Raw genomic sequence first — 25,691 nt, 5'->3', positions numbered from 1 at the left:
GCACCGCCCCTTCTGTGACGCGAGAGCCGTGAGCTGTGACTGAGCAACGGCGGGAGTCGAAAAAACGGCGAGTGTCGTGAGCGCGACGAGATAGATTCGCATGGGAATCTCGAGGCTGAGGGCGTTGGAAATGGAACATTCCTGATTACGCCTATAATGGGAAAGCACAGTTAGAGGAATTTTTCTTGGAGCGCTTCGGAGCCGGGAATATCGTCGGACGCCCGTGAGGACCGGCCATGCCAGCTGGACGGTTGGCGCTCCGCCCTTTCGCCCTTGAGGACGTCACGGAAAGACAGCATTCGAACCGGAGGATCAAGCCTGCCGCTCGACGAGAGCGGCAGACGGCTTTGGTGAGGGGTTATCGCTCCAAGCCAGCCTTGGCGGCGAGTTTCGCTTGAACGAGAGCATGTTGGCCGGCCTCGAGAACACGGTGAGCCGCTTTCTAAAGGGTCTGATCGCCTTCGACGAGGACGGGAAGCAGAAGAGCCTTTTCCTGGAGGAACACCTTCGCGAAGTTGACATCGTGGGCGATGATATCGATCCCGTTATGGATCAGGTCGGCGAGTTTGGCGGTTTTGGCCCGCGGGTCGGCGGCCGCGCTGTGGGCCCGATCGATCGCCTTCCGGGTCGCCCTGTTTCCATCCTCTGGTGTCGAAATGTCGGTCAGGCCTTCGACCAGAAGGCCGACTTCCGATCCGAGCTCGTTTCGGACCATCTCGTGCGTCGCGTGGGTATCCTCGACGGTGTCGTGAGCCCAGCCGGCCGCAAGGGTGATGGGGTCGCTCGTGACGCTCTTGAGGATCGCGACGACCGCGGCAGGGTGGGTGATGTAGTCTTCCCCGCTGTATTTCCGCTTTTGCCCGACCGCGGCGTGGTGATGGGTGGCAAACAGGCGAGCCCGCCGGACCAGGTCGTCCTCAGGGATCTCGAGCTCGGGCCTCTTTATGCCGGCGGCCTTGATGAGAAGGGAAAATCGGTTTTTATCGAAGGTCATGGAGTTCCCTTTCGGGGTTCTAGGATTGCCCGTCTGCGGGAACACTTTCGGAATAATAGTATCAGGGGCGTTCCGGGGGCCTCAAGCTTCCTGGCCAGAGACTGGACGCTCAGTCACCTAGCCGGACCTAAGGAGGTATGGCGGCCTTCAAAGAGAGAGGCGTCAGCGATCCGGCGGCGATTCCGTAGCGGCGGCGGCTATACGGAATGTCGAGTTTCCAGGGTCTTTTCGCCCTAGCTGCCGATTGACGCTGGCCCTGGCAGGTTTACAGATAGCACCCGCGTTCAACCGGGGCGTGTTCGTCAATGCTGGATACCAAGGCGCTAAGTCTGGCGCTAGCTGCCATCCGATCTCGGCTTGCCGAGATCGAAGAGCAAATCGCGACCCTGGAGGTCGAACGGGAGTGGCTGCGCAAAGGTGAGGAAGATCTCAGCGCACTTCTGGGTGAGTCCAAGACTCCGCCCGAGGCAATGGTCTTTAAACGCGGACCCGGCAGACCACGAAAGCCGCGAGAGGCCGGCGGAACGTCGGAGCCTCGTGCGAACACCTTCCGGAGCAGACTTCTGACTGCAATCCAAAAGGCCCCCGAGGGGCTCTCCACGCCCCGGATCCGCGACATGTTCCCCGACCAGAAGCAAAGCACACTGGTAGGGACGCTGAGCAATCTTCGGCGTGATGGGTTGCTCCGGTCCGAGTTCGGGGTATGGCTTCCGGTCGAACCAGGGAAGCCGGACGAGACGGAATCAGAAGAGGAAAAGAACACGGCGGGCACGGATATGCTGGTCTCGAATGAGACCGGTCAGGCCTTGCCGAGTACAGCCTCCTGATCCGAGAGATTGCTGCGGGTGGGTGGACCCCGCGGCGCCGACCAGGACTTGAACACCGGGATGAGCCTCGGAATTGAGGGAGGCTCTGACGAAGGTCGACATCAGAGCCCCCGTGGTGTGGCTAGCGTGGGCTATTTGTTGCCGTGGCCGTCGAGATGCTCATAGAACATCGCAATGGCACCAGCGACTTCGACCCGAAACGGTCCATTCCAATCCCGAACCCAGTCAGGGGCGTTTCGGGAGTTCCGAAGGTCGTCCGACGGGTAATCGTTGTCCCGTAACGCGAGAGCCCTCTCAGAGCCCATTTGAACGATCTCGGCGGTCACGTCCCAGGTGTTCTTGCCGGCCGGCTCGACGGTCATGGCCTGGTCGCCGACCCAAACCTCCGGGCGGAAGGCAGCTTGGATCCGCGGCATGTCGGTCGGCAGAAGCAGATCGATCAGGGCCAAGACCCAGGCGTCATACGGCTCTTCGGTCTTAGCTCCCCGGACGAGCCGGAGAGCATGCTCGAAGGGAACGAGGACCTGAACGGTGTGCCGATCTTCGTCGGGGCCGTCATCCTCGTCGACCAAGACATATCCCCCGATCGCCTCGATCCGGGTACGGATGTCCGTAGCGTATGCGGTCACCTCGGCAAGGGCCTGGTCGCGATCGCTATCCTCGCCGAAATAGTATTCGGCGCAGGGCATCACGAATTTGAGGCCCTTGTAGAGGCAGGAGTAGCCCATTAGGACGTCGGCAATCTGGTCCTTACCCGTGGATTGCCAGAGGCGGAGCGCGGCGAGGATCACGTCGCGTTGCTCATCATTGAGCTCGTAGTTCTTGAACCCGAGCTGCGTGAGCATGGCTTTCCGCGCATTTGCGGCTGTCCCTTGGTCTGGACGCGACTTAATCGAGGGCTGTTTCCGGGCTCTCGGGTGAACCCCACCCCTTGACGTCCGTGACTGCGACCGGGTTGACGCCGGCAGGTTGAGCTGGGCGACCGGGATTTCGATATCGACGAAGGATCCCTCGACGTATTCGCCTTCCATCGCGTCGAAGTACCTTCTGGTCACTTCTTCGTCAGAAAGGGTTTGAGGATCGGTCTCGTCGTCGCCCGCGTCGGAACCATCCCGCCAATCGCCCCAATGATCCCGGCAGTAGGCGGCGACCCTTCGGTCGAGAGCCTCTTGAGTAGCCTCGGTGTAGATATCCGAGCCGTGGCGATGGGTGGTTTCGGCCTGGTAGAGCCGGACCGGGATGGTGCCCTTGGGGTTCAGCCGCTGACCAGATCTCGGCAGCGCGCCGACCATCGAGGCCGGGACCTCAAGCTGGCTTTCGACGATCGTGAGCCCCTCGCGCTCATTGTCACGATAATAGAATCGGACGATTTCACGATCCGATGCGGTCGCGAGGTCGAATTCCTCCTCGCCGACATTGCCCATCTGGGACCTGAGCTGCCAGTCATTACGGCAGAGATCGGCGACCTCGGAGTAGAGATCGTCCTCGGAGAGGTACAGATTTACGGATTCTCCGCTATTCCGGAACGACATGACGGCGCAGAAAACATCTATTTTGACCATTTCCGCACCGGGGCCGCTTTTAAGAGCCGGGCCGATTTTTTCGAGATTCCCGTCGAGGAGGCGCGACAGGTCAATGAGGTGCCCATAGGGGGGCGGGCCAAAAGTCTCGGCCCGCTCCTCGGCAACGACGCGCTCGAGAAAGCTCTGGTCGATGGCGTAGGGCGCCCGAGCGAGCGGGTCCCGGACGACCACGATGCTCTCGCCGCTGGGCAGGGCGATCTCGCCGATCGGTTCCGCCTTGGGCGGGTCGATCTCTCCCCGCTTATGCGCGGCGGTCAGCTCATTCGAATTGTGGTAGCCGAACGTGGATGAGAGCAATTCCAGAATTTTGTGCCGCTTCCACGACACGCCGTTCTTCTCAAGGTTCTTCTTGAGACGATCAATATGGATGGCCAGTGATGTCATTGGCTGAAAACTCCATCGAGGCAGCCGGGCATGCTCTGAAGAGGCGGGGGTTCCGTTGGCCGCGAGCCGGCTGCCGAGGTTGTTTCAGCAGGGTGGTTTCGCGTTGGTGGTGAGGTCAGGCTTCGCTTTGCGACCAAGAGCAGGTCGCGGAAGAGGTTCTCTTCCTGGAACCAGCGGGCTTTCCTGAAGGCCCAAGGGGTATTGAGGCCCCTTCGGCACGACTCTGAGAGAAGTCGTGGCGGAGAGGTCTGCTGACTTATGCGAAGGAGACTCGATCAAATCCGGTCAGGAATTGATCAACCCAGAGGGCACAAATGTCCTTTCAAGCGATGAAAGGTCGCTGATGACGTTTGGTCATTTTGTCGCCAAAAGGGCGCGTTAGCGAGAATAGGAATACTTCTTTGACGATACTTAGCCTAAATTGACGTCCATCCTCACCTATTTTTGGCCGTCGACGCCCGGAAATAGCCTCGTGCCGGGGACTATTATTATTCGGGAGTCTGCGCCGCAGGTGCCCCCGCATTGGAAAACCTATTTTGGCCCGGGCTGTGATCCATCAATCTCTCAAACTTCTTCAAGGGTTTGAGGAAGCTCTCGCTCATCCAAGAACTAAAATCTCCAGATCGAAACCGTTTGAACAGGTGAGGTCGCCTGACCCTGGCAGCGCTTGGGCAGGGTGCGACGATGAAAACCGGAGCTCCATTAGGCCGGCAACTTGCTGCCCGGGGTGCTCGACGCCATATATCCACGCTTAAATGACGTTTCTAAACTCGGAGAAAGGGACGGTCCGGAGATTCTCGGACTTTACTTTTTGGGATTCAATTGGAACCAAGTTTCTGACGCTAGGGAAGTTTTCCCCACATATCCTTTATTTCCGCCTGCTCGGGGGTGGGTACCACTAGGCAGGTCGGTCGGAACCTGTCAATGCTATCGGGGTTAGCTGTGGTGGACACGGCTGAGCAATAGGCTAATACCCCGGCCCGTTGGCACTGATTCACTCGAATCGAAGCATAGGATCGGGGTGACGAGTCCTGAGCGGAGTCGAGGCTAGGCAATCGCCTCTAAGGGAAAGTGTATGCTGAAAAGCGTGCGTCTGTTCGAACCTGTGATCACCCGGAGTGGTGGTCTTCCGTCTAAGGTTCGATTCACCGTTCACTGCTCTAAGTGTCCCACGACTGCCACGTTCGAAAGAAAAACCGTCGTCTCGGACGAGGTTGTGAACGAGTGGTTTAAGCAGAAGGGCTGGCTCCTGGGCCGAAACTCCCGGTCCTACGATGTCTGCCCCTCATGTCTGGGGTTGGCGGATCGCTTCAAGGTCACCCAGCAAGGGACCCCGGTTTTGTCTCCCGCACAATTAGCGGAGCAGGTGTTTATGTCGAAGCAGCCTAAGGACGATACAGCGCGTCTCATCGAACGGCATTTCGGAAAATCGAGTGCCGGTCAACAAAGCACGAGTTCTGGTCCGGCCGGGGCTTCTCCGGTCAGGCGTGAAAGACTCGGTCTGCCGGGAATGGGGCGGCGTCCTTCGCCGTCGCTTGAGGCTGAAGCATTGTTCAGGAAGCCGGCAAGCCAGCCGGCTCCGGCAGCAGCAGCACCCGCGGCGGCACCTCAAGCCCCGACGGCTCCATCCGGAGAGAGCCAGCAGTTCGAAAAAGTGATGACGACGATCGCGTCGGACATCGAGAACATGCGGGCTGCCATGGAACTCATGGTGTCGCAGATCGGCAAAATGGTTTCGCTGCAGGACGAGCAAAAGTCGCTCCAGGCGCAGCAGATACAAGCCGTCGCTAATCTGGCCCCACTTGTGGTTCGTTCCGCAGAGGGCATGTCGTTCAGCGTGAGGGAAGCGCTCAGCAGGATCCAGGAGGTTTCTCATCCTGCGGCTCCTGCAGCTCCTGCTCACCATGCAGTTGAGGACGAGATCATCACGGTGCCGCCGGCAGCGGCCGAGGCACAGGCCGTGCCCGCGACTGTTACCGCTCCACAGCCTCCGAAGACTATTACCGCTCCACAGCCTCCGGCTCAGGCCGAGGCACAGGTGGTGCCCGCGCCCGTATCTGCTCCGCAATCGCCAGTTCATGCCGAGGCCGGAGAGGCCGTGGAAGTAAAGCGCCCGCGTGGTCGGCCGCGTAAGCATCCTCGTGCAGAGGATCTTGCCGCCCAGGCCAGCGCAGTTGCTCCGGCTGTGGCAGTTCAACCGGAGATCCAAGCTGAAGCTCCGCAGCCTGCTGCCGTGGCGGAGCCGGTCGTGGGCAAGAGACCGCGGGGTCGCCCACGCAAGCATCCGCGGCCGGAAGATCTCGCAGTTCAAGCCGGCGCGGTTGCACCACCTGTACCAACGGAGCCGGAGGTGCGAGCCGAAATCGAGCAGCCGGTAATCGAGCAGCCGGTGGCCACACCTGAGCCCGCTGTCGCCAAGCGTCCGCGTGGTCGGCCGCGTAAGCACCCGCGGCCTGAAGATCTCGCCGCCCAGGCATCGACAGCTGCAGTGGCGACAGCCGCCGCGCCTCAACCAGTTGAACCAGTTCAGGCCGTTGTGGCACCCGCAGCGCCGCAACCCGTTCAGGCGGTTGTGGCAGAGGCGGCACCTGAATCGGTTGTCGCTAAACGCCCGCGTGGTCGCCCGCGCAAGCATCCGCGGCCCGAGGATGTTGCCGCTCAGGCAGATCAGGCAGCGACAGCGCCTGTCACGGCACCAGTGCAGACAGTTGGTCATGCCGAGCCAGCCGAGCCGGTCGCGGTAACGCGCCCTCGTGGCCGGCCGCGGAAGCATCCTCGGCCAGAGGAGGCCGTAGCTCAAACGCCGATTGCTGTGCCCACTCCAGCCACTCCGTCGGTTGCCGCAGCTGGCACACCGGAACCAGCCGCTGCGAAGCGCCCGCGGGGTCGTCCGCGCAAGCATCCGCGGCCTGAAGATCTCGCCACCCAAGCGTCGACAGGTGCATTGGCGACGGCCGCCGCTCCACAGCCCGTTCAGGCGGTTGCGGTGCCGCCCGCGCCTCAACCCGCTCAGCCGGTTGCGGCAGCCGCCGCACCGGAGGAAGTTGTCGTCAAGCGCCCGCGTGGCCGGCCGCGCAAGCATCCGCGGCCCGAAGATGTCGCAACTCAGGTTGTTCAGGCGGAGGCGGCGCCTGTCGCAGCACCGGTGCATACACTCGGACAGGCCGAGACGGCTGAGCCAGTCGTTGTAAAGCGTCCCCGTGGCCGGCCGCGTAAACACCCGCGTCCCGAGGACGTTGCTGCGCAGGCTGTTGCCCCGCAGAGCCTACCGGAGCAGAGTGCGCAGAGGGCCGCTGCAAGGACAGCGCAGGCCTCGGAGGCTGTGTCGCAGCCCGCGACTGCAACCGAGGAAGCGGTTGTCGTGAAGCGGCCTCGTGGTCGCCCGCGTAAGCATCCGCGTCCCGAGGAAGTTGCTGCCCAAGCGACCACCACCGTGCCGGCGCAGCAGCCGGAGTTGAACCTTGGTCTCGAGCCGGTGCAGAAGCGCGGTCGTGGACGTCCGAGGAAGCATCCGGTTGCGGCGGCAGTGCCGCAAGGTGCTGCACCTTCGGCCGCAAAGGATGCACGCGAAGGCGCTGGCATGAGCCCGTCCGCGGCTAAGACGGCCGAACTCCTGACCCGAGCCAACTGGGGAGAGAAGGAGTGGTCTCGCCACATCTCGGTCTATTCGCAACCGGACCAGTCGAGCCCGAAGAAGTTTTCGACCGTGATTCAACTCGAGCGCAAGGAATGGGACAAGTCGGGCTTCAAGCCTGAGGATCGTCTCAAGATTGAGCGGAATGAGGACGATGAGGTCGTGATCACACGCGCCACCAGCGGCGGTGTGAAAGCGAAGAAGGTCGGGGACACCACGGTGGTGATCCATGCCAAGACGCTCGGGAACTTGAATCTCAAGCAGGTCAAGCTCGCGGCTGATGAAGACACGATGGTGCTACGAGGATCAGCGATCTAAGCATCATCGATTTCAGAGGGCGCCGGTTTTTCCGGCGCCCTTTTTGTTTGATATAATGCCCAGTTTAGAGGGAGGCTGACCGCGGTTTGTCTTTGGCCGCCCGGATCTCCTGGAGCTCAATGAGTCCCCTTTGGCTTGCGTCGCCATTTGCCCCGTTGAAATAGGCTTCGTGCTGCTCCTTCGACATTTCCAGAACGGCTCTGGCCTCGCACTCGAGGCGCCATTCCTCGGACCAAGTGTTGACCGGCTGGCCTGTGAGCTCGGACAGGGCCGCCGCTTGCCGGTCGTAGGAGGATGCCTTGTGTATGTATGGGCTATGCCATGGTCGTGGTCGGGGATCCTTATCCGGGCGCCTGCGGCCAGGATTCCAAAAAAGCGGAGGGGTCCGCAACGCGACAAGACGACGATCTGAAGATTACCTGTCAATAAGTTTGCGGATGGCCATCTCGACTTTTGCGTCGATGAGTTCCTCGATACCCTGCACGAGGGCAAACTTCGCGTCGCGCCGCCCGACCGTGCGTGGCCCGTATCGATCGAGGTCATCGATCGCCCGCTGGATCTTGCCGCGAGCTCGCAGATCCGGAGTGTAGTCCCGTGCCACCAGCTCCGCATTGCTGCGAAGCCGGTCTTTTCCATTGCTGCTCATAGTGTCCGCTCAAGAACGTAGGTTCATGGATGGCGGCAGTACTGGGTCGTTTGAGCACTGCACCGATCTCAGCCTGCCCCAAAGATCAGGGTGCGACCGGATCGATCCGTGAAGTGTGTCAGGGTGATGACTGGCGACCGTACCGGTTCGGCCCCCAAGAGCCTCGTATTCGGTTCGGCTCAACGCAATGAGCCCTATGCGCAATAGGGCGTGAGAAAGAGAATATAGTCGTGCCCTTCGATCGACATTGTCGAGGAGGGGCGACCGCCGGCGAGCTCGCGCAGGGTGTCGTAGTCCTCAGGATAGGACTTGAAGCCGATTCCATCATCCTCGTCTTCTGTAATCTCGCGGGCCTCGAGGTGGTGAAATGAGACTCCGATCAGGACGGTAGCCAGAAGCCTGTCCAGGGGATCATCTTCGCCGACGGCCCTCCAATTGATCGCGTTCGCATCAATCGAAAATGCGAGGGCAGAAGTATTATTCTCGATAGTGCGGTATTGGTCGTCGGTGAGAACAGGCATGAGAGGGTTCTTTCTGGGATTTTGAATTTGGCGATGGCTAAACAGCTGCTGAATGGTACCAGAGGCTGGGTATGATTCTGTGTGGCACTCGGTAGATAAAACGACCTGGTCTGATCCGACTCTCTCTCTGTAAGCTCCGGCTTGAATCGCTGGGGAGCTCGAGATGAGAGCGGGAGAGCAATCGAAACAGAGTCGCGCCGAATTATGAGTTGAGATCGACGTGTCGGCGCTCGGGATCGAGGCGTCGCAATTCAGGTGGCAGCGACCTATCAGGTGATCCCGATCGAGGATCCAGCCTATACGCCGGACAACTCTGCGACAGCGAAACCGCGATGCACGTAGCGTAAGAGGCAGCCCCGCCTGCATTTGTTAAGATCAGCAAGCGTAGTACTGAACGACAGGATCGTGGACTGTCTCGGACGTGACGGGAATATCAGGAGACAGTCAATTTGGGGGAACCGGCTGAAAGGCGGACGCCTCACTCACGGTTCTCATACGCCGATAGCGGCCTTTACCTTCTCGGCCCGGAACGGGAGATCGTAGAGCCGTTTTCCAGTCGCATGCCTAATGGCATTGGCGATAGCAGCCGGAGTGGGTCCTTGAGTGGCTTCCCCGGTCCCAAGGAAAGGCTCGCCCGGCCTGTCCATGATGTGCACATCGATTTTCTCCGGCACTGAACCGAACCGCATGATCGGATAGCTTGACCAGTCGATACTGGTGATGCCGGCTTCCTCAAAAGTGACGGCTTCATACAGAGTCCAGCTTGCGGCCTGAATAATGCCGCCCTCGGTCTGGTTCCGGATCCCGTTGGGATTAATCACCTCGCCGCTATCGATTGCCGCCGTTACCCGGATGATACGGGTGCGCCCTGTCTCGCGCTCCACCTCTAGTTCGAGCGCCATCGCGAGATAGGCCGCCAAATTCTTGTAGCGAGCGAAGGCGAAGCCCCGTCCCCGCCCCTCCGGCAGGGGATCTTTGGACCAGCCGAAGCCAGTGGCGGCGGCTTCGATCACCGCTCGTGCGCGCGGATCCTCCATGTGGCGCAAGCGGAATTCGACCGGATCGGCGTTCGTCAGCAGGGCGAGTTCATCCATCGCGCTTTCGATCGCGAACACATTCGTATAGGCGCCGAGCGCTCTCAGGGCCGAGACGCGCAAGGGCATTTCCGGCAGGAAGTGCCAGATCACGCGCATGTTCGGGATCGAATAGAGCGGCACCGCATTGCGATCACCGTTGCCGGAGGGCGTAATGCTGAGTTGTGCCGGCGGCGGCTGGAACGGCGTCGGCAGGGAACGCGCTGCGATGAGCGAACCGGCAGGTCCCGGACGCGTGCTGTGGGTGTTGCTCCACAGGTCGTAGTTCCACTCGACGATTTTCCCGGTCTGATCGAGCGAAGCGCGCACCTCGGTCAGCATCGCAGGGCCATAGGGTTCCCAGGCATGCTCCTGCTCGCGCATCCATTGCAGGCGAACCGGCCGGCCCGGCACCGCCTGGGCGATGAGTGCGGCATCGGCGGCCGCATCGTCGGCTCCGTTGTGGCCGTAGCAGCCGGAGCCCTCCACGTGGACCACGCGCACCTGCTCCGGCTGGACGCCGAGCATTTCCGAGATGGCCGCACGGTCGGGATAGACGCCTTGCGTGTGGCTCCAGACCGTGGTGGTGCCGTTCTCGAACAGCGCCACCGCACAGGATGGGCCGATCGAGCCATGGATCTGATAGGGGCGCGTGAATGTGGCCTGGAAGGTTTGCGCTGCCGCAACGGCTGCCTGGTTTTTCTCGGCGACCACGCCCTGTTGCGAGGGGAGATTTTTCAGGGACTGGATGAAGTTGGCTGGGTTAGGAAATCTCATGCCCTCCGACCAACGTGCCTTCGCCTCGAGCACCCGCATCGCCTGGATCGCCTGGAACTCCCGTTCGGCCACTACGGCCAGGAAGCTGCCGTTCCGGACCACGGCCACGACACCCGGCATCCGCTCGACGCCGGATGCATCCAGGTCCGTGAGGATTGCCCCAGGACGGGGCGGACGCACTACCCGCGCATGGACCATTCCCGGCATGCGCAAATCCTGCACGTAAATCGGCGTGCCCGTTACTTTGGCCGGAATGTCGACGCGCGCCATGGACTTACCCATGACGCGGAAGCGGTCTGTCGGCTTGAGACGCGATTGTGGCGTCGCCTCGACATGCAGGATTTCAGCCGAGACGAGGGAGCCGTAGTCGCGCGCCTGACCATCTGGCCTGATCACTCTCCCGTTCTCGGCGCGCAACTGGTCTGCCGGAACCTGCCACTGGTCTGCCGCCTGGCCGATGAGGATCTCGCGCACCTGAGCCGCCGCGTGGCGGACAGCGGTGCCACTGTTCTGCATGGACTGACTGCCAGCGGTGTAACCCTCGTTCGGGGTCTGTCCGGTATCGGCCGTGACCAGGCGGATCGTGGCTGGGTCGACTTCCAACTCCTCTGCGGCGATCTGAAGGATGGCGGTCTTGAGGCCCTGTCCCAGCTCGGCCTTGCCCGTGAAGACGGAAATCTCGCCGGAGGCGTCGATGCGGATCCAGGCATCGAGGAAGGGGTCGCCCGACAGGCTTCCGGGCAATTTCGGCTTCGGCTGGGCAGGAGGTGCCGTCGCTTGTACCTCGCCCTCTTGGGCGAAGGCCTGCGTCAGGAGAGCGAAGCTGACAACCAGGGAGCCACCCCCGGCGAGAACGCCGCGTCGCGTGGGATTGGTCACATCGGAGCGGGTCATCAGGAAGCTCCACCGTTTCGGGAGTTCTGTTGCATCATTTCGCCGGCGCGCATCACGGCCTTGATGATCCGCATATGCGTGCCGCAGCGGCAGAGGTTAGGCTCGAGATGAGCGCGAACCGCCGCTTCGTCGACTTTGGGATTCGCCTGCAGAAGGGCTTGTGCGCGCATCATCATGCCCGGAATGCAGTAGCCGCACTGGGCCGCCTGCTCCTCGATGAAGGCCTGCTGCATCGGCCCGAGCTTCTCCGGCGTCCCCAGGCCTTCCACGGTGGTGACGCGGCGCCCCTCCAGAAGCAGAACGGGTGTGACGCAGGAGAGCACGGCCTCGCCATCGACCATGACGGTGCAGGCACCGCATTGTCCGACGCCGCAACCATATTTCGCGCCGTTGAGTTCCAGATGATCGCGCAGCACGTAAAGCAGCGGCGTCTCGGGATCGGCATCCACCCGCTGGGTCTTGCCGTTGACGGTCAGGGTCACGGTCATGGTGCGGTCCTCATGCTCGTTTCCGGTGGAGCCTGCGTCGTGCCGTCCATTCTGTAAATGGGCACTTCGCGTTCGCCGTTCATCGTCGCCGCGACACGCTCTCGCGTGTCGGTCCAAGCCGGCTCCTCACTGAACCGGTCGCGAATATAGTCGAGCAGGGCCACAAGCTGATCTTGGTTCAGGACGCCGCGATAGGCCGGCATCATGGCACTCGGCTCACCTCGGGCCGCAGGCAGGCCAAAGAGGGTGACATTGATGATGTTCTGCGCATTGGGCGCGTTGACGGCGGAGCTGAGATGGAGATTGAGACCTCCGAACGGCACAGGGCGGCGCCCGTCATGGCAGCCTTGGCAGGCGCTGAGGAAGATGGCCTCGCCAATTCCGTTCGTCGAGTTCGCCGATATAGCGAAAGGCGATTCGCTTTCCTTCCGAGCCGTGGCCAAGGCAGCCTCACCCCGGGCGATCCGCTCCTGACTCGGACGACCCATGACGTCAGCCACATAGGCTGCGATCGCTTTCACGTCGGCTTTGGGAATCGAGCCGAGATTGGCGGTGACCGGGGCCATCGAGCCCCGGGAGGCACCATGGTGCTCATGCCAACCATGGCGCAGGTAGAATGCGAGGCTCTCCTGGTTCCAGGGTACAGGAGCTGGCGAGTTCATGTTGATCGCATAGACGGTCCAGTTCTCGACCTCCGCTCCCGCGAAATACTCGTCCTTCTTCTCTGCACCCAACCGGTTTCGCGGCGTGTGGCAGGCCCCGCAATGGCTCAAACCCTCCGTCAGATAACGCCCGCGGTTCCACTCCTCGGACCGGTTCGGGGCCGGCTGGAACGGCCCTTCGCGGAAATAGAGCGCCTTCCAACCTGCCAAAAGGATCCGCAAGTTGAACGGGAACGAAAGCTCGTTTGCAGGCGGCGTTGCCGCAACGGCTTTGCGCGTCATCAGAAACGCGTAGAGGGCGCGGTTGTCCTCATCGGACACGAGGGTGAAGTGATCGTAAGGGAACGCGGGATAGAGATGCCGGCCTTCGCGATCCACGCCCTCTCGCATGGATCGAATGAATGCGGCCTCCGACCAGCGACCGATGCCGGTCTCCGGATCGGGCGTGATGTTGGTCGAATGGATGGTTCCGAAGGGTGTCGGGATGCCGAGGCCGCCGGCGAATGGTTCTCCGCCCGGAGCCGTGTGGCAGACGTTGCAGTTACCGATGGCGGCCAGGTCAGCGCCGCGTGTCACGAGCGCTCGGTCGAAGCTTGTCTGCGCAGGCGGATCGATCGGGTCAATCTCTGATTGCCAGGCATGGGCGACAAAGGCTCCTGCACCGAGGACGAGGAGGATTGCGAAGCCAGCGAGGGTCCGCAGGGCCCTCATGGCTGCCGACTCCCCACGTGGGGGCAACATAAGGACCATAGGCCATTGAGCTTGCTCCGATCCAGGATCATCTGCTTTCCTCAAGCTGCCTGGTGCTCACGATCAGGGTGACAACTGTATCGGATCCGACGCAGGGCAAGATGAAATGCTTGATCTGCCGCTTCCTGCGCGATCAAGCGATCTCACAAGCGGAAGAGTCCGCGCTTCCGGGGATCAATGGGCTTAAAGAACACCGCCATGCAGCGTGAATGAGGGGCTGCATCCCATCGTGCCGAGCCGACACCGCTCACGAAGAGTAGATCTGAGGCGCGTGACCTGGCGGTGGGACGGTTCGAAGGAAGTGCAAGATGGCCACACACTCGGCCAAAGCCTTGGTTGGGGTCACGGATTCGACCGCCCCGCAACTGCTCCGATCAGCTCGCCCACCATCGCTAAGCGGCCGCTCAAGCCACTGATCTTGGTGGGTGTCCGCCCTTTCGGCGGATAGCGCCGGGAGACAGGCACCTCGCAGGCCTGTAACCAAGACGCGGGATCCGAACCGACAGATAGAACAGGAGGTTGTAGTCGCGGAACTCTTCTCGGAATGGGTTTACGCGAGGATCTCTGAGCGCCCTGGCGGAATAACCCCGAAATCCGTTCATAGTATCTGTGAAGCGGAATCCGGCGCCGAGGCTGATCAGCGGCGCGTGCACAAACTTCCCGGCGATCAAGCGATCCAGTGGCGTGTTTTCTGCAATCCCGCCGGCGACATAGCGCAAGCCCTGGATCAGGTCGTATCCGCTTTCGAGGGCCTGGGTGAAGAGCGGGACGGAATCCACACTATCCTTTCCGTTGCCGTCGACGGTCATGATCCCTTCATAGCCACGCGCGAGGGCCCAGGCGTAAGCCATGCGGAGTTGGGCGCTGAGGCGGCCGGGACCCTTCTTGACCAGGAGGGTGTTGACGCCTGTCGTCCTGATGAACGCCTCGTCGAGGGATCCGTCGGTTGATCCGCCATCGGTGATGATGACGTCGATCGCGAGACCGAGATCTCGGATCGCCCGGAGCTGGCCCCGGATCCGATCCCCGTCATTGATGACCGGGATGACGAGCGCGTATTGATAGCGCCGCGGGGAAAGGATCATTTCGTCGAAGCGGGAACGATCCACTCGTGAGGGACGGTGACGGTGCGGGTCATCGAGAGACTGGTTCGTTCTACATTAGGCGAGTGGCAAATAGCTCGTCGTGGCGTAAATGCGGCCGGTCGAGTCGGCAATGAGGAGCCGCACCTTGTGCGACGGCATCGGCAATGCGAAAATCGGCGCGCCCGGTGACGTTAGCGCATGCGTGATGCTCGTCCATGGCTGCCAGCCGTCGCTCCCATTGCCCGAGGTCGTGTAGATGCCGCCGACTGGATCCGAGAGAACCAGCGTGATGCGCTTCGATCCGGTAACTACCGCTGCAATCGGCGCTCCCGGCGTGGTGCTACCCTCGGACACGCTCGCCCACGGCCTCCAGCCCTCGGCGAGATTTCCCGAGGTGGTGTAAACGCCCCCTCCTGGATCGGAAAGGAAAAGCGCGATGCAATCCGGAGAGGTTGCGGCCGCGCTGACGTAGCCGCCGGGTGTGGTCGAGCCTTCGGACACGCTGCTCCACGGCGCCCAGCCCTCGGTGGCATTGCCCAAGGTCGTGTAAACGCCTCCTCCTGGATCGGAAAGGAAAAGCGCGATGCGATTCGGCGCGGTCACGACGGCCGCGATGCGCGCGCCGGGCATAGTGCTGCCCTCAGATACGCTCGTCCACGGTGCCCAGCCGTCGCGCGCATTTCCCGACGTGGTGAAAACTCCACCTCCGGGATCGGCGAGGAATAGTGTCACGCGATCGGTCCCGGTGAGCACCGCAGTTATATGGCCGCCGGGCACAGTGCTGCCCTCAGATACGCTCGTCCATGGTGCCCAGCCGTCGCGCGCATCTCCTGACGTGGTGTAAACACCACCTTCGGGATCGGCGAGGAATAGTGTCACGCGACCGGTTCCGGTGAGCACCGCAGCTATAGGCCCGCCCGGCACCGTCCTGCCCTCGGATACGCTCGTCCAAGGCGTCCACCCATGATCGGGATGGCCGGCGCTCGTGTAGACCTCGCCCTGATCGTCGGCAAGGAAGACCGCGATACGGTCGGACGCCGTGAGCACGGCCGTGACGGGCGCGCCCGGAATGCTCTTGCCTTGCGACACGCTCGACAGGCCCCACCCCAGCCGCGTGACAACGTTATGGGTGATTTGATCGATGAGATTCCAGTGCGGCTCTGCAATGTTGAGACCGAGCGCCCAGTTGTTCGTGGCGGCGTTGAACACTTCGCCTGCGCCGCTCTCCGGCCTGAAGATGCCCATCGTTCCGACTTCAAACGACGTCGAATGGAGGTCGTAGATGCTCGCGAGTGTGTAACCGACCGGCGACTTCAATCCATTTGGTCCGTTCGTCTGAACACGGTCGGTCTCCGCGCCTGCCACCGAACTGTCATCGACGCCATCATGCTTGCTACTATAGCCGCCGAACTTGTCGCCGTTACGCAGACGCGTTCCTGCAAAAGCCCAGTGATCCGCACGCTTGACGGTGTAGCGATGGTCCTGATCGTAGAAGAGCCCGCCGTCGCCGAGCCAGCTCACGCCGGTGAGCTTCGTTTCGGGGCGCTTCACGAGGTCATCGAACCAGTGCACGGTCGTGAGCGCGCGGTCGGGCGCTGTCGATACCGGATCGAACCCGGCGATCTTATAGCAGGCGAGCTGACGCCCGTCGTCGCTGATGCGGATCTGCCACCACGCGATGTTGCCGCCGAAGAACGCGACGTTACCGCCGGCCTTCGCGAAGCCCTCGACGTTGCTCCGCATTTGCGCGCTCCAGTATTCGGGATGTCCGACCAGCAACAGTAAGCGATACTCCCGCGTGCTCGGCGGCTCGAAATGCACGTCGCGCGACGTGCAGACGTCCACTGCGATCCCCATGCGCGCCAGCCAGCGCACGAACGGAATTTCCCAAGTCTGCGGCGAATTGCCGAAGCCGCCGTGCAATGGCCGCTCAAACGATAGTTGGAAGCCAAAGGGAATCCGCAACGCCGATGTGCTCGGATACGCACCGCCGAAGTCGCTGCCTGTGAGATGCCCGTATGAATTGCGGCCGCCCCAATCATTGTACGAATACCAGGTTGCGTCGCCGAGCACGAGCAGCACGCCGCTCGTCGTTGCGGAAGGCGCACGAACCACGAACGGAATGTCCACCGTATAAATAGGCCAGTTCTGAGTGCTAACCCGCGCTACATAGAAGCCGCTCGACCAGTCTGGGATGACGAAGGTCGCGACCGAGGGCCACCGCGCGCCGTCGCGGTACGCGTTGCGCGCGATCGGAAGCGGCGTTGGATTGCTCGGCAATCCTTCAATCGTCGCCATCTCTTGTTCGAGATGGCCGTGCTCTGAGCCCTGGCGATAGATCGTGATGGTGTACGGTCCGTGCTGGCTGCTGACATGAAACGCGATGGTTTCTCCCGGCAACACGCTTCCCGTCGAACGCGCGGGTGATCCATTGTGCGACGTGGTCGATGTGATATAGCCCTCGAGCGGTTCCGGCGGAGGCGCGAGTGGCTCGTGGAAGTAGAATTCGCCTCGGCCCGCGACACGATCGTAGATCAGCAGATCGGAGAATGTGCCGGTACCGAAACGCCAGTTGGGATCGAATTGCGGCGGCGACGACACCGGTGGCCCGTCGCTGAACCAGTGATCCTCCTCGTTCGCCATCCAAAAGTTGCCTGCGACGGCGATTATCGTCGGGCCGCGCCGCAGCCCCGATTGCGTTTCTCGGACGATGATATCGGCCGTGGTGTCGCTAGTGTCCTTGAAGGCAACGAAGGCCACAGTCCCTGTCGATCCGTCGAAGAACGCGACGTCGGTGTTGCCGAGCCCGCCGAAATTTCCTGCGATGACGCTGCTCACGTGGCGCGGCAACGTGTCGGCCGAGGCCGTCTTTTCGAACACGACACCGTCGGAAAACCTGTCACATCGATACATCTCGCCGCGCCCCGAGCGGGCGTCGTAGAAGAATAGATCACTCAACGTCGGAACGTTTTCGATGAAGCCGGGTGTCCAGTGAAAATCGCCGGCAAGAACATGCGTAAACGATGCGTCCGCGTCGTGCCTGAACGTGTGCTGCGGCGCATCGCCTGCCAGTCCCGTTCCATTCGTCGCCCAGACCTCGCCGAAGCTCTCGTTGGCGTCATAGAAGAACACACTACTATACGGCGACGATTCGACGAAGCGCCCGGCGACGATATGCGTCCACGACGTGCGCCAGCCGGAGTATTCACTACGCGGGAGGAAGCCGCCCTCACCGTCGCTGTCATAGAAACGGCCGTACCCCGCCGCGCGGTCGTACAGCAACAGCCCAGTGAAGCCGGACAAACCAAAGTAGCCGGGGACTATGTGCGTCCATGTAGCGCGCCCACCGAGGGGGCTGTATTGCCCCAGGAACGGCGTGCGGATGCGCCCATATCCGTCCGTTTCGTAGAGTTCGCCGTAGCCTGTGGAATGCTCGACGAACAGCAGACCGCTGTAGAGCGAGCGCGAGAACTTGCCGGGGAGGATGTGCTCCCAACTCCTGCGCCAGCTCGAATCGGAGGCGAGCAGCCCGAAGTTTGGCTCGTACACGTTGAGGCGCTGCCGGGCCGCCTCGTCTGTCCTTACCTTCGGTATTTCTTCGAACGTTGGAGCTTCGCGTCGCTGCATGTTGCCTCCGAACCACGACAAAGATTGTCATACTCTTTAAATTCGAGAGCAGTTTCACCTATTGTGAGATATATCCGGCATTGCGGAAGTGATTGATGCATTCCGAGGGCCGTGAAGGCATCGAAATGGTCCGCGATGCGGTTCCAGAGATCTCCGACGGAGGGCCCACAGCAAAATCTTAGAACAGGTAAATGACATGCCGTGAGTCCCGCAGATAATTGCGTTGCCACCGCATTAGCCAATAGGGATGCGTTCGCGAGTTCTTTGGGTAAAGCAGATTGCCCTTGCGATCAAAGTGCCAGAGATTGCAGCGATGTGCGACCTCGTGAGCCGGGGCGCTTATGTCGTTTGCGATGATTGGGCCCGCTGTCACAGTTGCATAGTTCGTCAGGATCGGCACTGCACACCTAATGGGAAACGCGAGGCTGATCGGAATGAAGCTGCCCTATCCAGACCTCGCAACACCGAGGTCGAGCGAATCAAGAATTCCGGCCATCGTGAGCCAGCATAGTGCAGGCCAAGGCAACGACATGTGTGCTGGATCACGCCACGCGTGAAAGCGCCTAGCGACCGTGCAAAGTTGAATGCTCAATGGACGGCAGATATGGCGGCCCTCGCACCTGACGCCGGCCCAGTTGGAGGAGTGTCGTCTGGCGGCCGCGAGGCTTTTGCGGCAGGGCGGCTCCTAGACCGAGGTACGGTGGCCGCGGGCTTTGCCACCGCGCGCTGAAACCTCACGCGCGTCGCAGCCCTGATCGCGCGTGAGTTCGGGGTGCGCTATCACCCGCGTTATTTGGGACGCCCCCGCAAGGCACATGGTTTTAGCGTGCAGCGCCCCGCCACCCGTGCCGAGAAGCGCGATGAACTCGTGATTGCGGTCTGGCCCAAGCGGGACTGGGCGGCGCTCAGAAAAGCGCGGCGGGAGGATCGGACGCTGCTCCTCTGGGACGAAACCGGCCACAGCTTCCGAACCGGCCGGGTGCGACCTGGGCGCGGCACCGCCCCAATCGGTTGCCGACCTGCACCGTCTGGCCCACCGCGGTTTCGCCGCCTGCAGCGCCAACCCGAGATGATCACAGACTTCTTTCACCACGGTGGCCTCTCCGTTACAGGACTTCCGTGAAAATCATTAGAGGTAGAACCGATGGGCGAATGCGTAAGCGTTCGACGGAGCAGCGCGCCAGTCGCCAGTCGCCTTCATCTCCGCCGAGATCCAGCCTCGGTAGCCGCTGGATCGGAGGGCGGCGCCGATCGCTTCGTGATTGAACCCACCTTCTTCGACTGGGGTGAGGTTCGACTGGCTGACGTGAACATGCTCGATGTGGCGAACGAGCTCCGGCGCCAGTGAAGGGCTTTCGGCATCTGCGAAGACGGTGCCAGTGTCGAACTGAAGGGTGATGCCGTCCTGATCGACTGCCCTGACGAACTCGAGAGCCTGCTGCGTATGTGTCAGAAATCGGTAGTTGTAGATGGCTGGATTGGCCTCGATGCAAAGGCTGACGCCGCGACTCGCAAAATGCGGTGCGATGCTCCGAAAGAAGGGCCTGGCAATCTCCAGTGCCTTCGGTGGAGCGGTCTCGCCGGGGTCACGAAGGCCCAGAGCGCCGAACACGCAGGCCCTGGCACCGAGAACGGAAGCCAGGTCAGCGATGCGCCGAAGGTGATCGGCCATTGTCGCCCGGGTCTCGTTCGATCGAAACAGGTGGGCGCCTTGGCTCCCGGAAGCGTGCCGAGGCCGGCAATTTCGATCGAGATGGTCAGGACGGCAAAATAAGCTGCGCAGGATGCAAGGCCGACAACCAGGAAAGCCCCGAAACGTCTAAAAACAGCGGGCCCAATATTGGGAATTTTTATGCTGGGCATCGGCCTGCTGCCTATAAGGGTCCTTCACAAATGAGGCGATTTGAATTTTTGCAAAATCCCGACCCTCGCGGACCAAAAATCGTACGGTACCTCGTACCAAAGGTGCCGAAATCCGGCAATCAATTGCGGCTTGTCTTGAAAAAAGGGGCCTACGGAAGCCGTAGACCCCTTCCACCGCTCTGCGGATGGAAACGAGCGATCAGGCAACCTGATCCTCGATATCGTCATCATCGGGGGCGACAAGCGCTTTCGCTGCCGGCCGCGGCGATTTGGCCAAGGCGGCCTCGATCAGTCTCAGGGTCTCGGTTTCGCTGATATCCTTCGAGGCCGAAATCTCGCTCACAAGGAAGCTGAGGGCCGCCTCATAGAGGCCTCGCTCACTGAAGGATGCATCAGCTTGGCCTTCGCCGCGGTGAAGATCCCGAACAACCTCGGCGATCGTCGAAATGTCCCCGGAGGCAATCTTTGCTTCGAGCTCGATGGCCCGACGGGACCACATCCCGCGCTTGCTCCGGGCGCGGCCGGACAGGGTCGCAAGCGCGGCGTCAATGCCGGCCGCGTCGGCGACCTTGCGCAAGCCCTGCTTGGCAGCCCGTTCGGTCGGGACTTTCAGAACCGCCTTTTCCTTGTCGAACGAGATGACGAACATCTCGAGCTTGAAGCCGGCGACCTCCTGTTCCTCGATCGCGGTGATGCGGCCGACGCCCCGGCTGGGATAAACCACCGCTTCGCCCACCTTAAATCTCGGTGCAGGAGCAGCTTTCTTGGCTGTTGTCATGGGAGGCTTTCTCCAGTTCGGTCGGCACTGCGTGAGACCGGTCGGTTAAAAAATGGGGCGATTAATAATCGCGCTTGATGAAGAAACCAAATTTGCGCAACCGAGTTCCGGTATCGGGCTTTACGAGTGGTGCGGCCGGACTGAGGTTTTTGTATTGAGCGCATTGGGTTAAGGTGAATTCCAGGACACCGGCACGATGTGGGATCGCGGTGGATCTGTTGCATCCGCCCCCGAGTCGGTGTCGCCAGAAAGTTGCACGCTGGTCCGATTGATGCCCGATGCAGTCGCCGGCGGAATAGCTCCGTCGACGACGTAGGGTGACGATGAGCGCGCTAGTGCGCGGGCTCGATCTCCCAGGCAATCGTCACCGACGCCTTGACGGTATTCTCGCCTGGTTGAATCGGCACAGAGGAAGCGACCGCCATTGTTCGCATTTCCATCGGGCGTGGCCCCCCGGTGTCGTACGATTCGGTGATCGAGATAATGCGAACGAGCTTCAGGTCGGCTGCCCTGGCAAAGGTCTGAGCCGCCTGTTTTGCATCAGCGACCGCAGCCTCGCGAGCCTTCACGAGAAAAGGTTCCTTGTTGCTGATATCGAAAGCGATCCCGCCGATTTGGTTCGAGCCGAGTTTGACTGCGGCGTCGAGAACATCGCCGACGCGGCTGATGTCCCGCAGGCGCACGGAAAGGGAGTTTGTGACGCTGAATCCGACCTGAATGGGCTTGCCGCTACGGCCGTCATACTGCGGCTGCACCGAGAAACCGCTTGTCACCATGTCGCGGCGCTCGACCCCGGTCCGCACCAGCATGTCGGTTGTCTCGCCCATCGCCGAGTTGTTGGCCCTGAGCGCTTCACTTGCCGTTTCGGCCGAGGTGACGACCCCAATCGAGACCGAGGCGATGTCGGGCGTTGCGGTTACTTTTCCGGTTCCCGTGATCGTGATCCGCGGAGGCAAGTCGGTCGGCTGCGACAGGGCCGGGCTGGCGGTCAGGGCAAGGCTAAGCGCGACGAAGGTCAAGCGTCTCGGGTTCATCAGGTGTGTCTCCATACGTCCGCGGATCGTAGCGCGGTCCCGTTCGCGCAGCGAGAGAAATACCGCCGAGCTTGTGACTATGCATCGTCCAACTGTTGACGAGTGCTGACGGTTTCTGGAGAAAAAATGGGCAGAATGCGCGACCTTACCAAGCTCGGTCCGCCATCGTTGCTGACGCAGCGGCAACGGGCTCAGGTGACAGGACGGTTTCGCATCCTGCCAAAGGCGGGTGAGGGAACGCGAGACCTGAGCCCTCTCCCCGGCACGGTTCCCGATCAGGAGCAATCGGGTCAGGTGCTCGCGGCATTCTGTTCACGAAACGGCATCGCTGGCGGCCTTACCCTCCGTAGAGCGCAATTCAGGACCATGAGCCTCGCCGTTAATAAAATTCCCTTCTCGGCGGCGGAAAAGGGGTATTCTCCGCCTGATTGATTCTTGGCTTCCGAAATGGCACCCTGAGGCGGATTCGAACCACCGTGGCTGGTTTTGGTGACCAGAAGCTTAGACCTCCAGCTGACCGGGATATAAGCCTGTGTGTAAAATAAAAGGCTTAAGCGATTGGGCGGATAATTGTCCACTTTCGGGGATTTTGGCTTATCAATTCACTGAAATATTTTGCTCTGATATTCTGGTGGAGCCGATCGGGATCGAACCGACGACCTCCTGAATGCAAATCAGGCGCTCTCCCAGCTGAGCTACGGCCCCATGGGACAATTATCTCACGACCGAATCGCGAATCCAAGGCTGCCGGCAATGGAGTTTCGGGCCGAAAATATTTAACGAGAATGTGGAACGAGCTTTGTACACGGCCGTTAGAGGGTCGCAGAGGCAATCTGTTTAGGAGATTTTGATGAAGCGTATGGTTCTTGCGACAGTGGCCGCTCTCGGACTGGTTTCTGTGGCTTCCGCTCAGTCTACCTCGGTGACGACCACGAAGACCACGACGGAAACGACTGGGTCAATTTCGCTTGCGCCGGAGCAGCGGACGATCATTCGCCAGAAGCTGGCGACGACCAAGCCCGTGATCGTGAAGGAAAAGGTCACGGTGGGTTGGACGGTGCCCCAGGACGTTGAACTCTCAGCGGTTCCGGACACGATCGTGGCCGACCTCCCCAGCGTGAAGGGCTATCGCTACTTCGTCTATAACGATGATGTGGTTCTGGTCGATCCATCGACACGCAAGGTGGTGACGATCGTCGAGTAATCGCCTTACACCGCAGGATCCCGTCTCAGGAGAGGCGGGATCCATTTTGATGTCAGCGACGCTGCGGGCGCCCTAAGACGAAACCGTGGCGTCTAAGCTCTTCGTCCCCCCTCGTTTGCGCACCGCGGGTCGCCGCAAGGATGGGTGCGCCACCTGAACGTTTGGTGGAAACCGGGATTATTTCGTGTCTTTGAGGACGCCGGCAAACTGGGTTACGTGGTGCAGCGTGCTTCGCTCGAGATCCTTTGCTTCGCGATAGAGCCGGCTGGCTTCCGCACGCATGGCCCGAATTTGCCCGTGGCTGGCAGTGATCTTCGAATGGCCCTGCTCGAGTGCTTGGGCGATCTCTTCCGGCTCGGCCGTCGCGGGATCGAGCCCGAGCGCCCGGATTTCCGCACAGATGACGTCCCAATACTCGGCGTCGAGACGCATGCCGGGGGACACGAACAGGAGGCGACTCGAAGCGACGTTTGCCTTCACGGCTGTTCTCGCTGGAACTCGATGGTCCGGATCGCGTATTCGGCTGCCTGGACGATGGCCTCGTGGCGCGTTTTTCCACGGCCGAGCATTCGGCCGCGGTCTTCGTGCTGGCGGATCAGCGTGTGATCGGCCGGCAGGCCAGCAGGAATGATCGAGGCACAAGCTTTGGGGCGCCCATAGAGCGATGGCCCAACGATTGCGAGATTCCAGCAGTCGGGTATCAGGGCGATCGCGGTTGAAAGGTCTGGCGATTGAGCGACTTGGCGAAGAACCGACAGAGTGTCGTATTGAGAGGTCACGATCTTAGGGGCTCCTGAGCGGAATGGGTCGTGGTGCGCCAGAGGCTGCGGCGAGATTGACGTGGAACGCGTGCGCAATTCTTGACGACGAGCGGCGCGCCTGAGGGCCTGCCCTTGGCTCCCAGCGGCCATGACGTTGTGGCGTGCAGCGAGGTCGATGAGTACATGCGCGCGCCGAAGCGCTGTCCGAAAACTCAGTTCTCGGACAACCGCCATCAAAGAGCTGTATGGGAGTTGACGGGGTAATCGGGGCGGACGGCCCCGGTCACTCGGTGTCGGCCCCGTTCGGGAACAATCCATGTTCGCGAAGGCCGCGCTAGGCGGCCTCGTGAGCAGGGGTCAGGGACGTGCCGACAGGCGCCGTCGGGATCGCGACGAACGGTTCCTTGGCCTCGGCGGTCGGGGCGGAGCGCATCGTCATCCGGTACATCCCCCAGACGGCCATCAGGACCTGGGCTGCGATCGTTGTATAGGCAAGGCCAGCCGGCCCGGCCCACGACATGGCGGCTCCTGCAACGAGCGGTCCCGTGGCGGCGCCGATCCCCTGGACGATCAGCAGGCCTCCCGATGCGGAGACGAATTCCCCGGAGGGGACGAAGTCGTTCACGTGGGCGATGACAATGCCGTAGGTCGGAATGATGACGGCCCCGAAAATGGCCACGATCCCGAAGATCACCCACGTGGGCAAGCCATCCGGGAGCATGGTCACGAACACCGTCAGGATGACTGTCGCAACAGTGGCCACGCCCACGATGAGTCCGCGGCGGTCAATCCGGTCGGAGATCCAACCGAACGGCCAGGTCATCACGAATCCGCCGAGCGTCCCGATGGCCATGAAGAGGGCCGTGTTCGTTTCGTTGAGACCGATCTGCTGCGCAAGCAGCGGGCCCATGGTGAAGAATGAGGCCGTGCAGATGCCACACAGAAACGCCGCCACGACTCCGAAAGGCGACTGGCGGTAGAGCCGGAACACGTCGATATGTGCCTCACCCGTCGCGGTGGACGGTGCCGAAGCCCGGGAGAGGGCGACAGGCACGAGCGCGAGCGAGATGACGACGGAGACAACGCAGAAGAGCTGGAATCGGGATGGATCATAAGTCGGCAGCAACATCTGGCCGGAAATTCCGGCGATCAGGCCGACCATGCCGTAGATGCTGAGGACCTGTCCCCGGATCTGGGAGCTCGATGCGCTGTTGAGCCAGCTCTCGACGACCATGAACAGGCCCGCGAAGCAGAACCCGGTGAGCGCCCGCTCGAGAACCCAGAGAACGGGATTCACATACAAGACGTGCAGGAGCGGCGCCGCTGATGCGAGCGAGGCGAGTGCCGCGAACACCCGCGTATGCCCAACCCGCCTGATCAGGGTGCCCGCGTACAAGGACCCGAGCACGAGGCCCATCCAGAAGCCCGTTCCGACGAGGCCGATTTCGAACGCGGAGTAGCTCTCGATGCCGCCGCGGACGCTGAGGAGCGTGCCCTGCAGCGTGTTCCCCATCTGGAGAAGACCGTAACCCAACAGAAGCGACAGCAAGACGGGCAGGGTGGTGCGCAATTGCGACTGCATGAAAGAACTTTCCAACGCGGCAGATCAAAAATGGCTGATTTGAGATTAGATCGTTCTGAAACTCTCAGGCAAAGTGGGTGATGGGGCAAATCGCTCCATCGATGAGGCGATCGAGCGGCCACAGCCGCCGCGCCGAAACGCCGCTTGCGCGTCGGCCCGTGAGCTGCGCGAAACCGGCCTATCGATCGTTCTGGCCGGATAAAGCA

The 25,691-nt window shown here is 61.5% G+C and carries 19 protein-coding genes, 2 tRNA genes and 1 pseudogene; 4 read left to right on the top strand and 18 right to left on the bottom strand.

Annotated elements, in window-relative coordinates:
* Positions 1-442: 442 nt before the first annotated feature.
* Entirely contained in the window at positions 443-994 is a 552-nt protein-coding gene (locus tag BN1233_RS37665) for an HD domain-containing protein (protein ID WP_082145889.1), read from the bottom strand.
* Positions 995-1,299: 305 nt separating this feature from the next.
* Here BN1233_RS37665 and BN1233_RS48840 point away from each other — a divergent pair, with 305 nt between their 5' ends.
* Complete coding sequence (locus BN1233_RS48840; RefSeq protein ID WP_046868807.1) at positions 1,300-1,821, top strand: hypothetical protein; 522 nt, start codon at positions 1,300-1,302, stop codon at positions 1,819-1,821.
* 131 nt (positions 1,822-1,952) lie between these two features.
* Here BN1233_RS48840 and BN1233_RS37655 read toward each other — a convergent pair whose 3' ends face one another.
* Complete coding sequence (locus tag BN1233_RS37655) at positions 1,953-3,788, bottom strand: hypothetical protein (protein WP_046868806.1); 1,836 nt, start codon at positions 3,786-3,788, stop codon at positions 1,953-1,955.
* Positions 3,789-7,149: 3,361 nt separating this feature from the next.
* Here BN1233_RS37655 and BN1233_RS47825 point away from each other — a divergent pair.
* Positions 7,150-7,740, top strand: a complete 591-nt coding sequence (locus BN1233_RS47825) for a hypothetical protein (protein WP_147707764.1) — start codon at positions 7,150-7,152, stop codon at positions 7,738-7,740.
* Between the two features lie 64 nt (positions 7,741-7,804).
* Here BN1233_RS47825 and BN1233_RS51440 read toward each other — a convergent pair whose 3' ends face one another.
* From BN1233_RS51440 to BN1233_RS43820, 8 genes are all read right to left on the bottom strand, one after another.
* Complete coding sequence (locus BN1233_RS51440; protein ID WP_425311784.1) at positions 7,805-8,131, bottom strand: DUF7696 family protein; 327 nt, start codon at positions 8,129-8,131, stop codon at positions 7,805-7,807.
* 24 nt (positions 8,132-8,155) lie between these two features.
* Positions 8,156-8,386, bottom strand: a complete 231-nt coding sequence (locus BN1233_RS37645) for a hypothetical protein (RefSeq protein ID WP_046868804.1) — start codon at positions 8,384-8,386, stop codon at positions 8,156-8,158.
* 194 nt (positions 8,387-8,580) lie between these two features.
* Entirely contained in the window at positions 8,581-8,907 is a 327-nt protein-coding gene (locus BN1233_RS37640) for a hypothetical protein (RefSeq protein ID WP_046868803.1), read from the bottom strand.
* A gap of 491 nt (positions 8,908-9,398) precedes the next feature.
* Positions 9,399-11,651, bottom strand: a complete 2,253-nt coding sequence (locus tag BN1233_RS37635; RefSeq protein ID WP_046868802.1) for a xanthine dehydrogenase family protein molybdopterin-binding subunit — start codon at positions 11,649-11,651, stop codon at positions 9,399-9,401.
* On the bottom strand, positions 11,651-12,139 hold the full coding sequence (locus tag BN1233_RS37630) for a (2Fe-2S)-binding protein (RefSeq protein WP_046868801.1): 489 nt from the start codon (positions 12,137-12,139) through the stop codon (positions 11,651-11,653). Before BN1233_RS37630 ends, BN1233_RS37635 begins: the two co-directional genes overlap by 1 nt.
* Positions 12,136-13,512, bottom strand: coding sequence for a cytochrome c (locus BN1233_RS37625; protein WP_046868800.1), 1,377 nt, complete (start codon positions 13,510-13,512; stop codon positions 12,136-12,138). The genes BN1233_RS37630 and BN1233_RS37625 overlap by 4 nt, the downstream gene beginning before the upstream one ends.
* 443 nt (positions 13,513-13,955) lie before the next feature.
* The gene (locus tag BN1233_RS37620) at positions 13,956-14,636 is read right to left on the bottom strand and encodes a glycosyltransferase family 2 protein (RefSeq protein WP_244471063.1); all 681 of its coding nucleotides are present in this window, start codon (positions 14,634-14,636) and stop codon (positions 13,956-13,958) included.
* A gap of 75 nt (positions 14,637-14,711) precedes the next feature.
* Positions 14,712-18,263 carry a N,N-dimethylformamidase beta subunit family domain-containing protein gene (locus BN1233_RS43820; RefSeq protein WP_048710472.1) on the bottom strand — a complete coding sequence of 1,184 codons (3,552 nt, stop codon included), beginning with the start codon at positions 18,261-18,263 and terminating at the stop codon, positions 14,712-14,714.
* A 745-nt stretch (positions 18,264-19,008) separates the two neighbouring features.
* Between BN1233_RS43820 and BN1233_RS51435 the strand changes: the two are divergent.
* Positions 19,009-19,386 (top strand): annotated as a pseudogene (locus BN1233_RS51435) (winged helix-turn-helix domain-containing protein); the annotation flags it as partial.
* A gap of 6 nt (positions 19,387-19,392) precedes the next feature.
* On the opposite strand, the gene BN1233_RS37605 reads toward BN1233_RS51435, so the two are convergent.
* The 5 genes from BN1233_RS37605 to BN1233_RS37585 all read right to left on the bottom strand — a co-directional run bounded on the left by BN1233_RS37605 (position 19,393) and on the right by BN1233_RS37585 (position 22,643).
* Positions 19,393-19,965, bottom strand: coding sequence for a sugar phosphate isomerase/epimerase family protein (locus tag BN1233_RS37605; RefSeq protein WP_280139496.1), 573 nt, complete (start codon positions 19,963-19,965; stop codon positions 19,393-19,395).
* Between the two features lie 360 nt (positions 19,966-20,325).
* Positions 20,326-20,904 (bottom strand): CarD family transcriptional regulator, encoded by a 579-nt coding sequence (locus tag BN1233_RS37600; RefSeq protein WP_046868797.1) that lies wholly within the window; start codon positions 20,902-20,904, stop codon positions 20,326-20,328.
* A 332-nt stretch (positions 20,905-21,236) separates the two neighbouring features.
* On the bottom strand, positions 21,237-21,938 hold the full coding sequence (locus BN1233_RS37595; RefSeq protein WP_046868796.1) for an SIMPL domain-containing protein: 702 nt from the start codon (positions 21,936-21,938) through the stop codon (positions 21,237-21,239).
* A 448-nt stretch (positions 21,939-22,386) separates the two neighbouring features.
* Positions 22,387-22,462 (bottom strand) — tRNA-Trp (locus BN1233_RS47820).
* Between the two features lie 105 nt (positions 22,463-22,567).
* Positions 22,568-22,643: transfer RNA gene (locus BN1233_RS37585), tRNA-Ala, on the bottom strand.
* 145 nt (positions 22,644-22,788) lie between these two features.
* Here BN1233_RS37585 and BN1233_RS37580 point away from each other — a divergent pair.
* The gene (locus tag BN1233_RS37580) at positions 22,789-23,142 is read left to right on the top strand and encodes a DUF1236 domain-containing protein (protein WP_046868794.1); all 354 of its coding nucleotides are present in this window, start codon (positions 22,789-22,791) and stop codon (positions 23,140-23,142) included.
* 177 nt (positions 23,143-23,319) lie between these two features.
* On the opposite strand, the gene BN1233_RS37575 is transcribed toward BN1233_RS37580, so the two are convergent.
* The 3 genes from BN1233_RS37575 to BN1233_RS37565 form a co-directional block, all read right to left on the bottom strand.
* Positions 23,320-23,622: a hypothetical protein gene (locus BN1233_RS37575; RefSeq protein ID WP_046868793.1), complete on the bottom strand. Its 303-nt coding sequence runs from the start codon at positions 23,620-23,622 to the stop codon at positions 23,320-23,322.
* A complete protein-coding gene (locus BN1233_RS37570) occupies positions 23,619-23,921 on the bottom strand; it encodes a hypothetical protein (protein ID WP_046868792.1) in 303 nt (100 codons plus the stop codon). Before BN1233_RS37570 ends, BN1233_RS37575 begins: the two co-directional genes overlap by 4 nt.
* A 316-nt stretch (positions 23,922-24,237) precedes the next feature.
* On the bottom strand, positions 24,238-25,485 hold the full coding sequence (locus BN1233_RS37565) for an MFS transporter (RefSeq protein WP_046868791.1): 1,248 nt from the start codon (positions 25,483-25,485) through the stop codon (positions 24,238-24,240).
* Positions 25,486-25,691: the final 206 nt, after the last annotated feature.

Origin of the sequence: Microvirga massiliensis (assembly GCF_001006805.1) — a bacterium.
GTDB classification, from domain to species: domain Bacteria; phylum Pseudomonadota; class Alphaproteobacteria; order Rhizobiales; family Beijerinckiaceae; genus Microvirga; species Microvirga massiliensis.
Note: the sequence above shows the minus strand (reverse complement) of the source record. Positions and strands in the feature narration are given on the sequence as shown.

Coding starts and splice junctions, on each gene's coding strand:
- BN1233_RS37665 (WP_082145889.1), bottom strand. CDS start 994: ATGACCTTCGATAAAAACCGATTTTCCCTTCTCATCAAGGCCGCCGGC.
- BN1233_RS48840 (WP_046868807.1), top strand. CDS start 1,300: ATGCTGGATACCAAGGCGCTAAGTCTGGCGCTAGCTGCCATCCGATCT.
- BN1233_RS37655 (WP_046868806.1), bottom strand. CDS start 3,788: ATGACATCACTGGCCATCCATATTGATCGTCTCAAGAAGAACCTTGAG.
- BN1233_RS37645 (WP_046868804.1), bottom strand. CDS start 8,386: ATGAGCAGCAATGGAAAAGACCGGCTTCGCAGCAATGCGGAGCTGGTG.
- BN1233_RS37640 (WP_046868803.1), bottom strand. CDS start 8,907: ATGCCTGTTCTCACCGACGACCAATACCGCACTATCGAGAATAATACT.
- BN1233_RS37635 (WP_046868802.1), bottom strand. CDS start 11,651: ATGACCCGCTCCGATGTGACCAATCCCACGCGACGCGGCGTTCTCGCC.
- BN1233_RS37630 (WP_046868801.1), bottom strand. CDS start 12,139: ATGACCGTGACCCTGACCGTCAACGGCAAGACCCAGCGGGTGGATGCC.
- BN1233_RS37625 (WP_046868800.1), bottom strand. CDS start 13,512: ATGAGGGCCCTGCGGACCCTCGCTGGCTTCGCAATCCTCCTCGTCCTC.
- BN1233_RS37620 (WP_244471063.1), bottom strand. CDS start 14,636: ATGATCCTTTCCCCGCGGCGCTATCAATACGCGCTCGTCATCCCGGTC.
- BN1233_RS43820 (WP_048710472.1), bottom strand. CDS start 18,263: ATGCAGCGACGCGAAGCTCCAACGTTCGAAGAAATACCGAAGGTAAGG.
- BN1233_RS37600 (WP_046868797.1), bottom strand. CDS start 20,904: ATGACAACAGCCAAGAAAGCTGCTCCTGCACCGAGATTTAAGGTGGGC.
- BN1233_RS37595 (WP_046868796.1), bottom strand. CDS start 21,938: ATGAACCCGAGACGCTTGACCTTCGTCGCGCTTAGCCTTGCCCTGACC.
- BN1233_RS37580 (WP_046868794.1), top strand. CDS start 22,789: ATGAAGCGTATGGTTCTTGCGACAGTGGCCGCTCTCGGACTGGTTTCT.
- BN1233_RS37565 (WP_046868791.1), bottom strand. CDS start 25,485: ATGCAGTCGCAATTGCGCACCACCCTGCCCGTCTTGCTGTCGCTTCTG.